Raw genomic sequence first — 13,306 nt, forward strand, 5'->3', positions numbered from 1 at the left:
AACTGACATGATGTCACCAATAGTCATTCATTGATATTAATTATGCCATTTAGGTATAGTTAATAGGTCTACGAAACATTGTATCTTAGCCTATAAAATATAGAGCAACTTGGAAATAGAGAGTATAAGTGTTTTTGATATGTTAAAAATTGGCGTGGGTCCTTCCAGCTCTCACACTCTTGGTCCATGGCGAGCCGCAGAGCGGTGGTTGGCCAGATTAAATTCCAAAGACAATCTTGAGAAAGTTGAAGCGGTTGAAGTGCATTTATACGGTTCACTTTCATTAACGGGTAAAGGTCATGCCACAGACTATGCCGTAATGCTAGGGCTATTGGGTGCCGATCCAGAATTAATTCCTATTGAAACAATAGATCCGTTAATAGCTAAAATTAAAAAGGAACATGTGTTACTTTTAGCTGGCACATACAGCATAGCCTTTGATCCAAGTAAACATATCATATTCAACAAAAAATTCCTTCCATTTCACGCCAACGGATTAAAGTTTCAGGCTACATTGAAATCTGGCAAAAAAATATCGAAGACCTATTATTCTATAGGCGGCGGATTCGTAATTAGCGAGGAACGAAAAAATGCCAAACGCAAAATTGACATGTTTAACAAGTTCCCCTTTCCGGTTCAAAAAGGAACTGAGTTACTGGATTTTTGTAATAGTGAAAAACTCAAGATTTCTGAACTAGTACTACAAAATGAAAGGTCCTTACGAGACGAAATAACAATTGACCATGAATTAAAACGTATTTGGTCTACCATGCTAGAATGCATGTATACCGGGTGCCACACAGAAGGTACTTTACCTGGCGGACTACATGTTAAACGCAGGGCTTTTGAAATGCATAATAAACTAAAAAGCGGTCTTCCCTACTCCACTCCTGAAGAATGGTTGCAAAGCATTAGACAGACAGAAGTAAAGTTTAGACAAATATTACAATGGGTTAGCTGTTTTGCATTAAGTGTAAATGAAGTAAATGCATCTTTAGGCCGCGTTGTTACCGCACCAACAAATGGTAGTGCCGGTGTGATCCCTGCGGTTTTAATGTATTATATGGTCATCGAAAACCATGCGGGTAATTTTGAGCACATAAAACAGTTTCTATTAGTTGCCGGTGAAATTGGGAGTATCTTTAAAAAAGGCGCCACCATATCTGCCGCAATGGGCGGCTGCCAAGCAGAAATAGGGGTGTCATCCGCAATGGCCGCAGGTGCCCTTACAGAACTACTGGGCGGCACACCAGAGCAAGTACTTATGGCTGCAGAAATAGCCATGGAACATCATTTAGGACTCACCTGCGATCCTATTGGCGGTTTGGTGCAAATACCATGTATTGAACGCAATTCTATGGGAGCAATAAAAGCAATTAATGCTGCAGAACTTGCTTTAGGATCCGACCCATCAGCAGCTAAAGTACCTTTAGATAAGGTAGTACAGACCATGTGGGAAACTGCAAAAGACATGAGCTCTAAATATAAAGAAACCTCAGAAGGCGGACTAGCAGTTGGTGTTTTCTTGAGTGATTGTTAATTTTTATTCAAAACAAAGCATGCTTTACTTTGTTATGCTATTTATGACTGTCTTTTTATTACAGCGGTTATTCCGCTAACTTTAGTTTATGAAAAACCTGATTTCTGAAAGGGTAGCCGATTTTATTAAAAACTACCCGCCATTTAATGTTCTTGACAGCAATTCTTTATTTGAGTTGGCCGAACAAGTATTGATCGTTTACAAAGAAAAAAACAGTATCATTTTCACCGTAGACGAACCTCAACATGCCTATTTTTATTTAGTTCATAAAGGTGCGGTTACCTTAAATAATCTTGCATCATCTAACATTCTGGACTACTGTGATGAGGGTGACATATTTGGACTTCGTCCGCTTTTTGCCAATGAAAATTATAAGCTTGAAGCTAGAGCTCATGAAGAGTGTATCCTTTACGGAATCCCTATCAATATATTTAAACCTATAGCAAAACAGAATGACCAGGTAACGATTTTCCTGATGGAGAGTTTCGCTTCTAACTCTAGGAATCCGTATGCAAAAAATCAAAAAGGAAAACTTTATGACAACGAAGAGGAAGAAAATAGTAACAAAGAAAAAGTACTCCCAGATTTACAATTAGCCAGTTATTCAAAAAAACTGGTAACTTGTTCTACAAGAACTTCCATTAAAAAAGCTGCTGATATCATGTCCAAAAAGAAAATTGGATCCATATTGGTCACTAGCAAGGACTTACCCGTAGGCGTAATAACCGATAAAGATTTTAGAAACAAAGTAATTTCAGGTGAGCAACCCATAACAGCATCAGTTAAGTCTATAATGACTACGCCCGTTATCACCTATCCTAAAAACCTGACGATTACTCAGGCCCAAATGGCTATGATGAAGAGTAATATAAGTCATTTGGTGATTACCGAAGACGGCACCTCTAATTCAACGGCATTAGGCATATTATCCAAGCATGATGTTATGGTTTCTTTGGGTGACAACCCAGCCGTACTGGTAAAAGCAATTAAACGCACCTCTCGCATTAAGAAAATAAAGCAGATCAGAAAAAGTGTGATGGTACTTTTATCCGGATACTTAGAGCAAAATATACCATTGGGATTAATTGCAAAGATTATTTCTGAATTGAATGACACCTGTATTAAGCAGGTAGTAGAAATTTCTATTGCTAAAATGGATTCTGCCCCACCCGTTAAATTTGCTTGGCTGGCTTTGGGAAGTCAAGGTAGAAGTGAACAACTATTGCATACAGACCAGGATAATGCCCTGGTTTTTGAAGATGTACCAGAAGAAGACCTACCTAAAACCACCACGTATTTTCTAGAGCTTTCAAAACATATTACCAAAGGATTAAATACTATAGGGTACGAATATTGTCCAGCAGATATGATGGCCTCTAACCCAAAATGGTGTTTAAGTTTGCAGGAATGGAAGAGCAAATTATCATATTGGATCGGTAACCCCGGACCCAACGAAGTTTTAATGTCCTCCATTTTTTTTGATTTTAGTTTAGCATTTGGCGATAGAAGTTTATTGGACAATATGTCTGACCATATATTTAGAACTGTTGAAAAACACCCAATTTTCTTGGTGCATTTAGCCAATGGAGCACTTCAGAGTCCTTCACCAACTGGATTTTTCAGACAATTTGTAGTAGAGCAAGACGGACAACATAAAGATTCCTTTGACCTAAAGAGCAGAGCACTAAGGCCATTGATAGATGCCGCACGGGTTTTAATATTATCACATGCTGTTAAAGCAATTAGTAACACATGGGAACGATATGAAAAATTGGCAGAACTTGAACCCAATAACCAAGAATTATATTTGGCCTGCTCTTATGCCACTAAGGCATTATTGAAATTTAGAACGCGACAAGGCCTGGCTAATCATGATTCAGGAAGATTTATTCAATTAGACCAGTTAAGCAAGCAAGAAAAAATGAAATTGAAGCGTACCTTTAAAGCAATTAAGGAGATTCAAGAACTGATAACACTTCGTTTTAAGGTGACTAATATTCTAGGATAATGGGATTATTTAAAAAAACACCTAAAAATCTACCAGAATTTTGGAAAACATACGAGAGCCTTTTCAAAGACACTCAAAACAAAAAAATTGACGAACTAACGTTTGTAGTTCTAGATACAGAAACAACAGGGTTTAGCTTTAAAGAAGATCGAATACTCTCTATTGGTGCCGTAAAAATCAAAAAAGAAACCATCTTTGTGCAAGATGTTTTTGATATCTATTTAAAGCAGGAAAAATTTAATAAAGAAACAGTTCATGTACACGGCTTATTAAAAAACGGTCGAAGAAATTGCGTAAGTGAACTTTTAGCCATGCAAAAATTTCTGGAATATATAGGCAACGCTGTAATTGTTGCCCATCATGCAGGTTTTGACCTAGGTATGCTCAATACCGCTTTAGAAAGACATCATTTACCCAAACTAAAAAATAAAGTTTTAGATACTGGTGTCATTTATAAAAAAACACTCATTAAATCTTATTTAGTACAACCAAAACTAAATTATTCCTTAGACGAACTTGCAGAAAAATTCTCCATCTCAAAAAAAGACAGACACACGGCATTAGGCGACGCCTACATTACAGCCGTCGCCTTTTTAAAAATTATTTCTCGCTTAAAGGAAAAGAAAAACTTCTCTCTTAAATCATTGCTTAGATAGTTTTATAAACTCTCTAAATAATTTAATACATTTCTGTTTATTCTATCATGAATGTGTGTAGTATCCGCTTTTACAAATGGCTCTCCTGTTATATGCTCGTACAGTTCAATATACCGTTCAGAAACAGATTCAATATACTCATCAGACATCTCAGGAACTGTTTGCCCTTCTAAACCTTGAAAATCATTGGCAATTAACCACTGTCTTACAAACTCCTTAGAAAGTTGTTTTTGTGGTTCGTTGGCATCTTGTCGTTGCTGGTACCCTTCAGAATAAAAATACCTGGAAGAATCTGGAGTATGTATCTCATCAATTAATACTATTTCCCCTTCCTTGGTTTTTCCGAATTCATACTTTGTATCTACCAAAATCAATCCTCTTTCAGCAGCAATTTCTGTACCTCTTTGAAAAAGTGCATAGGTATACTTTTCAAGTAGAGCATAATCTTCTGCAGTAACAATTCCTTTACTAAGGATATCCTCCTTAGAAATATCCTCATCATGGTCACCCATTTCTGCTTTCGTTGCAGGAGTTATTATTGGACTAGGAAATTTGTCATTTTCTTTCATACCATCTGGCATTGCTACGCCACAAAGTATTCTTTTACCTAATGTATACTCTCTAGCCGCATGACCAGATAAATAACCACGTATGACCATTTCAATTTTAAATGGCTCGCACGCAGCGCCAATGGCCACATTAGGATCTGGTGTAGCAGTTAACCAATTTGGAACAATATCTTCAGTAGAAGCCATCATTTGAGTTGCAATCTGATTTAATATCTGACCTTTATAGGGAATTCCTTTAGGCATTACCACATCAAAGGCAGACAATCTATCTGTAGCCACCATGACCAACATATCGTTATCTAAAGTGTAAACAGACCTTACTTTGCCTTTATAGACGTTCTTTTGACCTGGAAAATTAAATTCAGTTTCGTAAATAGTATTCTTTGACATGTATAGTTTTAATTGTGGTGTTCTATAGTTTTATAAGCTTCAATAACTTTTTTCACAAGTTTATGACGAATAACGTCTTTATCATCTAGGTAAATAACTTCTATACCCGGAACATTTTGCAAAATTAACAAAGCTTCTTTTAAGCCCGAAATAGTTCTTCTAGGTAAATCTATTTGCCCTGGATCACCAGTAATAAGAAATCTGGCATTTCTACCCATTCTGGTCAAAAACATTTTCATTTGTGCATGGGTGGTATTTTGTGCCTCATCTAAAATAACAAAGGCATTATCTAAAGTTCTACCACGCATGAATGCCATAGGGGCAATTTGTATGGTTCCATTTTCAATATAATGCACCAACTTTTCCGCAGGAATCATATCTCTAAGCGCATCATATAATGGTTGCATGTAAGGATCTAGCTTCTCTTTTAAATCGCCGGGTAAAAATCCCAGGTTCTCCCCCGCTTCCACGGCAGGTCTCGTTAAAATAATTTTTTTGACCTGTTTTTCTTTCAATGCCTTTACCGCAAGTGCTACCCCGGTATAGGTCTTTCCGGTACCGGCAGGACCAATGGCAAAAACCATATCGTTCTTTTTAGAGGCATCGACCAAACGACGTTGGTTAGCGGTCTGTGCTTTTATTAGCCTACCGCTTACACCATGAACTAGGGTTTCCCCGCTATTCTTTGATGATTTCAGTTCGTCATCTTCAGACCCCGTCAACACCCTTTCAATGCTATTTTCATCTAACTTATTATATTTAAGGAAATGTTGGGTCAATAAATTAAACCGTTTTTCAAACTCCTCTAAAAGTTCTTCATCTCCAAAGGCTTTGATCTTATTGCCACGGGCAACAATTTTCAGCTTAGGAAAATACTTTTTCAATAAATCGATATGTTCATTTTGCTGCCCAAAAAACTCTCTCGGGCTAATTTCAGTTAGTTCTAGAATTATCTCGTTCAAACAGTTAGTTTTATAATGATATATAGTTAGCGAAGATTAGTTTCTAATCGCTATTTTTTTGTTTAATTTTGTATATCAAATTTAAGCAAATTTTAAGTTTGACTAACCAAAAACATATCAACATTGCTGTATGGCAATCATCACCCTCACAACAGATTTCGGATTAAAAGATCACTTTGTAGCTGTATTAAAAGGCTCCATATATACAGAATTGCCCGATGCCAAAATTGTTGATATTTCGCATGACATCATGCCTTTCAACATTCACGAATGCGCATATATCCTCTCTAACTCTTACAAAAGCTTCCCAAAAGGGACAATACATATTGTTGGCGTAGACTCTGAGGAAACACCAGACAACAAGCATGTTGTAGCCCTGGTGAACGGGCACTATTTTATTAGTGCAAATACCGGTGTTATTGGGCTAATTACTTCTGAAATGAAGCCTGAAAAGGTAATGGAGATTCATTTACCGGATTCCATAGCAAACTCATTTCCCGTGTTAAATGTCTTTATACAGGTAGCATGCCATATTGCTCGCGGTGGTACTCTAGAGCTTGTTGGCAAGCCGTTTACTGAACTTAACGACCTTAGGGAATTTGCACCAAGAATAGTAGAAGACGGAAAAAAAATTATTGGCAGCGTAATCTATATTGATAACTATGGAAATGTTATCACCAATATCCGTAAGAATTTATTCGATGCCTACCGAAAAGATCGAGGATACACGCTTATTGCCCGCAATCATAAAATAAATAAGATCCATAAAGCTTATAATGATTTTATAGATTATAGTTTAGAAAAAAACCAACGCAAAAGTGCCGGAGATCTGCTAGCTATATTTAATTCTTCCGACTATATAGAATTGGCCATTTACAAAAGTAACCTCACCACGGTAGGAGGAGCTTCTACTTTACTAGGGCTAGATTACAGAGATACCATTATGGTAGATTTTGAATGACCTTAGTAAACTCTATTTCATGAAAACATAAGTGTATTTTTATAAAATAGAGAAACATCAAAAGTTAATAACTAATGACCAAACACATTTTTTTGCATCTTAATGTAGTAATACCTAGTAATATACACTACCTTAAACGATAACAAACTGTTAATAAGTTTGTTTCCTTAAAAAGAGCAATTAAAATATCTTTGTTGGTAACGAAAACTGTCAACGATAAGGAGTTAAAACCTGTTATTCTTGATAAAATCAAGAGTAATATCATTAAAATATAAAGAATGAAATTTATAGTTTCAAGTACCTATTTGCTAAAACAACTTCAAATATTAGGAGGTGTAATCAACAACAGTAACACATTACCGATCTTGGATAATTTTCTGTTTGATTTGCAGAAGGACAAACTAACCGTATCGGCTTCCGATTTGGAAACTACCATGAGTTCAGTAATAAAAGTAGATTCTGATAATGAAGGTACTATTGCCGTACCGGCAAGATTGCTTTTAGAAACTTTAAAAACTTTCCCTGAGCAACCACTTACTTTTGTTGTAGAAGATAATAATACTGTAGAAATTAGTTCTAATCATGGCAAGTATGCTTTAGCTTATGCCGATGGTGCAGAATTCCCTAAAGCGGTAGAATTAAGCAACCCTAGTTCAACTACTTTACTAGGAGACATTTTGGCCACCGCAATCAATAAAACAATTTTTGCTGCCGGTAACGATGATTTAAGACCTGTAATGAGCGGTGTCTTTTTTCAATTTTCTCCAGAGAACTTAACGTTCGTTGCTACAGATGCCCATAAACTGGTAAAGTACCAACGTACAGACGTAAGAGCTTCTCAAGTAGCAGAATTTATTATGCCTAAAAAACCTTTAACACTATTAAAAGGAATATTGGGTGGTAGCGAGTCTGATGTACTTATTGAATACAATGAAAGTAACGCAAAATTCAGCTTTGAAGAAACTGAATTGATCTGTAGACTTATTGATGGTAAATATCCTAATTACGAAGCAGTAATACCAAAAGAGAATCCTAATCAACTTACAATAACTAGAAATCAGTTTTTAAGTTCTGTAAAAAGGGTTTCTATTTTCTCTAATAAAACTACGCACCAAATACGTTTAAAAATAGCAGGTGCGGAATTGAATATTTCTGCAGAAGATTTAGACTACTCTAACAAGGCTGAAGAAAGGTTAACGTGTTCTTACAAAGGTGATGACATGCAAATTGGTTTTAACTCTAGATTCTTAACTGAAATGTTGAACAATTTAGGTTCTGATGAAGTATCTTTAGAGATGAGTCTACCTAACCGTGCGGGTATACTTACCCCAACAGATGGTTTAGATGAAGGTGAATTTGTAACAATGCTGGTGATGCCGGTTATGCTTAACAGCTAAAATTAAAATCTTATAGATAAAAAAAGGGTCAGTTTAATAACTGACCCTTTTTACATTTTATAAAACTCTGTTTATGATAAAAACCGTATAGTTCCAAAATAGCTAGGTGATTCTCCGTTACTGGCTTTTATGGCATTCACGGCAGGCATTACTACTGCCAAAATACCGGCAAAAACCAACAATAAAATTCCTAGACCAAACAACAAGATTCCAGGTATACCAATAACCAAATATAAGATTAAGGTCAACTGAAAGTTAATTACAGATTTACCATGCTCATGCATACCAATAACTGAATCTTTGGTCGTAAGCCAAATAACTAACGGTACTATAAGTCCGCCGAAACCTGTTACAAAATCTAAATATTGGGATAAATGTGTAATGACCAAGAGATTTCGGTCTTCACGAACAACTACTTCATTTTTATTTACTAATTCCATTTTTTGATTGATTTAATGATGAATACTATTTATAAGACGCATACAGCCTCTATTTGTTACAATAGTGAAGAAATTATACGTTGCTACCCAATGTTGTATATTTCTTCTTTTGCTTCAATACCTTCATTTCACTCCTAGCAGTGCCACCCTCCTTATTCTGAACTTCAAAAGAAGAAAGGATACCTTTTCCATCTTCCTTTTTCTAGCTTCCTCCTTAATTTATTAATTTGTTTTTTAAAAAAATTACACAAAATAAGATACAAAATTACTGTATACTAAAACTCAGAAGACGAAATGCAATTAATTTAAGAAAACTACAACAACTATAATTGATTATTTTTGCATGATGATTCAAACAGATACCATAATAGCTTTAGCAACACCTTCAGGAGCAGGGGCTATTGCCATTATTAGACTTTCAGGACAAAATGCCATTACCATTGCTTCCAAGCATTTTGAATCTGTATCAGGTAAAACACTAGAAAATCAAAAAAGTCACACCATACATTTAGGATATATTAAAGACGGTGAGAATGTGCTAGATCAAGCACTTGTTTCAATCTTTAAGAATCCGCACTCTTATACCGGAGAGAACGTAATAGAAATATCTTGCCACGGATCACCATATATACAACAACAAATTATTCAATTGTTTCTAAGAAATGGTTGTAGAACAGCAGATGCAGGTGAGTTCACCCTAAGAGCATTTTTAAATGGTAAGATGGATTTGAGTCAGGCTGAAGCCGTTGCCGATTTAATTTCTAGTGATAATGCCGCTAGCCATCAAATAGCCGTACAACAAATGCGTGGTGGATTCAGTAATGAGATAAAACAATTGCGTACCGAGTTATTGAATTTTGCTTCATTAATAGAACTAGAACTCGATTTTTCTGAAGAAGATGTAGAATTTGCAGATCGTACTCAATTTAAAGAATTGCTTACCCGTATTCAAAAAGTACTACAAAGCTTAATAGATTCTTTTTCAGTAGGAAATGTAATTAAAAATGGAATTCCGGTAGCAATTGTGGGTGAACCTAATGTAGGTAAATCTACCCTTTTAAATGCATTTTTAAATGAAGAACGCGCATTGGTATCTGATATTGCAGGAACTACCCGGGACACCATAGAGGATGAAATTTCTATTGGTGGAATTGGATTCAGATTTATAGATACGGCGGGTATTCGTGAGACCGAAGATGTCGTAGAAGGAATGGGAATTAAACGAACGTTTGAAAAAATAGAGCAAGCCCAAGTAGTTTTGCTTTTAGTTGATGGGTCAAAACTTTTAAGCGACGATAAAAAGCTACAGAATATTGTTATCGATTTTGAGAAGATAAAAAACCAAAATCCGCTAAAACCTTTAGTCCTGTTAGTAAACAAAGCCGATACCCTTTCCGAAGACGATAAAAACAAAATAGGCACCTATTTAGATAATGTAAAATACCTATCTGCAAAAACCGGAGAAGGTGTAGAAGCATTACAGAATAACCTTTTGGAATTTGTAAATACTGGTGCATTACGAAACAATGAAACTATTGTTACCAATACACGCCACTACGACTCTTTATTAAAAGCATTGGAAGAAATAGAAAAAGTACAATTTGGAATGAAAGCAGAACTTTCAAGCGACCTGATGGCTATAGATGTGAAGGAAGCATTATATCATTTAGGAGAAATCACAGGGCAAGTGACTAATGATGAGTTGTTGGGGAATATCTTTGCTAATTTTTGTATCGGGAAATAGATTTAATACAGCTAAAAAAGCAGTTGAATAGAAAAAACACACTAACTACTACCAATTTAAAATAGCGCATTAAAAACCTATCTTTGAAGTTGAATTACATCTAAATATTAAATAGTGCGCTTTAAAGCACTATTTAATGTACCTCTAACTTAGATAATTAAATTCACACAAAAAAGAGCCATATAATGCACTTTAAAAGTCTAATTTAAAGAATAAAGGTAATCTTCTTTCATATTTAGATATTAATCATAACAAGAGAATAAGGACTATTTTTATTCATTTTAATGTACTCGTTGGGAGCCATGTTCCCCAACGATCTGTACAGGCTAAAGCTGTTATGTTCCTCTCTCCAATAACGAACTTTTGTTGTGCATTTGGATTGGGGAAAGAACCTATTGGCATTGAAACATTCAATTTAAACGAACCGTTATAGCTTTCTATAAACAGATTATCGATAGGCTCCCAGGCCTTAAGAAGTCAAGTTCAACATTGTTCCCACATGCCATTTATCCAATACTATTCTGATAAATTTGCTGCTGTTATACTCCTTTATACGTTTGCGTGCTTTTTTTCCTAAAGTAACTGTTTCCAGGTCTTACACAACATCATTTCCTTTGAGTGATTTTCCTATCTACTTCACCTAGCACCTTCTACTATAAGTATCTACTACAGTTAAGGCTCTTAACCGATTGTTATTAAGAACTGGTCACAGACAAAATCCATGCTCTAACACTCATCTAAACTAAAGGCATTAATAATGATTATAAACTTTCTGATAAAATTCTCTTACAAGCTCCCCCCTCCCTCTTTTACACTTTTATTACTGGTAACAGCCCGTCTTAAACACCAGAAGTAAAACTAACCAAATGCTTATCCGGAGAGACAACATTAACCGATTTGCACGAACGTTTTGCTTCAACCGCCGCAGATATTGCAGCCGAAGTTCCTCCATAGATGATGATATAATATCTTTTGCTTCTTAAATTTTTTCATCACATGAATACTAGATTGACGTCATAATCATCAACACAAACATATGGAGAACAAACTTCCTGCTATTTTTCATTCTTCTTAATTTTTAGAGCGTGTTTTGGCGATTATATCAAATAATTCCTTTTGCATTTTCTCTCCTAATTTATATTGCTCTTTGATCAAATTATTTGTTTCAGATTCATCCTCTGCCAGATTATATAATTGACCTTGTAAATCATTATTATCAGGTTGAATAAACTTCCAGTCCCCTTTTCGTAATCCCATTTGACCATTAGAAGATTGTACAACGACAGCGTTTCTAATATTCTTTTCCTTACCCATAAAGTTCAAGGATTGATCATAACTATCTATAGCAGTGTTATTTGGCATATCATACTTAACAATAGAACTGAGAGATGCCATTACATCGTTTAAAGCAAAAATCTTGTCGGACTTCATACCTGAGGGAATTTTACCTGGCCATTTTGCTATAAAAGGCATACGGACCCCGCCTTCCCATATAGTCCATTTAGACCCTTTAAGTTTGCCATTTGGATGATGCTCTTCAGAGTTATTATTCTTCCCTTTTACACTTGTCAAATCATTACTAGGGTTGGCATTATTTATATGCAAACCAGTTTTTTCAAATTGAGATCCATTGTCACTAGCAAAAAGTATTAGGGTATTATCTGCCTGCCCAGAACTCTCCAGTGCATCCAATATTTGACCAATATAAGAATCCAATTCAGCAACATAATCACCATAAGATCCAGCTTTTGTTTTCCCAATAAACTCATCACTTACGGACAATGGAATATGTGGCACATAAGGAGCAAAGTATAGAAAAAATGGGCTTCTATCTGTCGATCTAAATCTTTCACTTAAAAATCCGATACTTTTTTTAGTTAGAAGTTTAAGATATTGATTGGAAGGAATAATTTCAATATGCTCCTTATCCTCTGCAGAATCTATATTATAAAATTCGTGTTGTAAAGCAGCAACTATAGTATTACCATCCATAACCCAACATTCGCTTGCACAACTAAATCCATACCAATTTTCAAACCCTTTATCTACAGGACCGTTTTCAATTGGCTTGCTTAAATCGATATTTTCACCATTATTTTCTGATTTAAACTGACCGTAGCCTGCTGGTTTAAGTCCGTCTAATGTTGGAAAAGTTGCTCCTAAATGCCATTTTCCAAAACCTGCCGTAGTATAACCAGCTTCTTGTAACATTTTAGGAAGTGTTAATTGATCATCGCTGATCATGGAAGGTTCATAATTTGCAAGTACACCAGATTTCTTCCAACTTCTAAAAGGATAAGTACCGGTCATCAACGCATATCTTGATGGTGTGCAAACCGAGACAGGACAATACGCATTTGTAAAACTGATACCTTCAGAAGCCAATTTATCCAAATTAGGCGTAGGCACTAAAGATTGATCATTATATGAACCCAAATCTCCATAACCAAGATCATCGGCTAGTATTAAGATAATATTCGGCAAAGTATTTGACTCCTCTTTTTTCTCTGTACAAGACGTAAAAATTAATATACATAAAGCTATAACACTACTAAAGCAATATTTCCTTAACCAAAATTTGGCAGCTTTTTCATTAGCAATTTCTTTTAATGCCTTCATAATTAAAACAATTATAATTT

General features: G+C 35.5%; 10 protein-coding genes. 6 read left to right on the plus strand and 4 right to left on the minus strand.

From position 1 onward, the window contains the following. Positions 1-115 precede the first annotated feature (115 nt). From BW936_RS11260 to BW936_RS11270, 3 genes are all read left to right on the plus strand, one after another. Positions 116-1,540 (plus strand): L-serine ammonia-lyase, encoded by a 1,425-nt coding sequence (locus tag BW936_RS11260; RefSeq protein ID WP_076548673.1) that lies wholly within the window; start codon positions 116-118, stop codon positions 1,538-1,540. An 88-nt stretch (positions 1,541-1,628) separates the two neighbouring features. Further along, complete coding sequence (locus BW936_RS11265) at positions 1,629-3,548, plus strand: DUF294 nucleotidyltransferase-like domain-containing protein (protein ID WP_076548504.1); 1,920 nt, start codon at positions 1,629-1,631, stop codon at positions 3,546-3,548. Continuing rightward, positions 3,548-4,204 (plus strand): 3'-5' exonuclease, encoded by a 657-nt coding sequence (locus BW936_RS11270; RefSeq protein ID WP_076548505.1) that lies wholly within the window; start codon positions 3,548-3,550, stop codon positions 4,202-4,204. Before BW936_RS11265 ends, BW936_RS11270 begins: the two co-directional genes overlap by 1 nt. 2 nt (positions 4,205-4,206) lie before the next feature. Here BW936_RS11270 and BW936_RS11275 read toward each other — a convergent pair whose 3' ends face one another. Together BW936_RS11275 and BW936_RS11280 are read right to left on the minus strand one after the other, a co-directional pair. Next, positions 4,207-5,163 carry a phosphoribosylaminoimidazolesuccinocarboxamide synthase gene (locus BW936_RS11275; protein WP_076548506.1) on the minus strand — a complete coding sequence of 319 codons (957 nt, stop codon included), beginning with the start codon at positions 5,161-5,163 and terminating at the stop codon, positions 4,207-4,209. Between the two features lie 8 nt (positions 5,164-5,171). Then, positions 5,172-6,125, minus strand: coding sequence for a PhoH family protein (locus BW936_RS11280; RefSeq protein ID WP_076548507.1), 954 nt, complete (start codon positions 6,123-6,125; stop codon positions 5,172-5,174). A gap of 130 nt (positions 6,126-6,255) precedes the next feature. On the opposite strand from BW936_RS11280, the gene BW936_RS11285 reads away from it, so the two are divergent. Together BW936_RS11285 and dnaN are read left to right on the plus strand one after the other, a co-directional pair. Next, positions 6,256-7,086, plus strand: coding sequence for an SAM hydrolase/SAM-dependent halogenase family protein (locus BW936_RS11285; protein ID WP_076548508.1), 831 nt, complete (start codon positions 6,256-6,258; stop codon positions 7,084-7,086). A gap of 278 nt (positions 7,087-7,364) precedes the next feature. Continuing rightward, positions 7,365-8,483 (plus strand): DNA polymerase III subunit beta, encoded by a 1,119-nt coding sequence (dnaN, locus tag BW936_RS11290; RefSeq protein ID WP_076548509.1) that lies wholly within the window; start codon positions 7,365-7,367, stop codon positions 8,481-8,483. 71 nt (positions 8,484-8,554) lie between these two features. Here the strand turns inward: dnaN and BW936_RS11295 are convergent, their stop codons facing one another. Further along, on the minus strand, positions 8,555-8,923 hold the full coding sequence (locus BW936_RS11295; protein ID WP_076548510.1) for a DUF4870 domain-containing protein: 369 nt from the start codon (positions 8,921-8,923) through the stop codon (positions 8,555-8,557). Positions 8,924-9,269: 346 nt separating this feature from the next. Between BW936_RS11295 and mnmE the strand changes: the two genes are divergently transcribed. After that, positions 9,270-10,667, plus strand: coding sequence for a tRNA uridine-5-carboxymethylaminomethyl(34) synthesis GTPase MnmE (mnmE, locus tag BW936_RS11300; protein WP_076548511.1), 1,398 nt, complete (start codon positions 9,270-9,272; stop codon positions 10,665-10,667). A gap of 1,071 nt (positions 10,668-11,738) precedes the next feature. Here the strand turns inward: mnmE and BW936_RS11310 are convergent. Then, positions 11,739-13,286 (minus strand): sulfatase family protein, encoded by a 1,548-nt coding sequence (locus tag BW936_RS11310; RefSeq protein WP_076548512.1) that lies wholly within the window; start codon positions 13,284-13,286, stop codon positions 11,739-11,741. Positions 13,287-13,306 lie beyond the last annotated feature (20 nt).

It is taken from the genome of Maribacter ulvicola, from assembly GCF_900155985.1.
In the GTDB taxonomy this organism is placed as follows: domain Bacteria; phylum Bacteroidota; class Bacteroidia; order Flavobacteriales; family Flavobacteriaceae; genus Maribacter; species Maribacter ulvicola.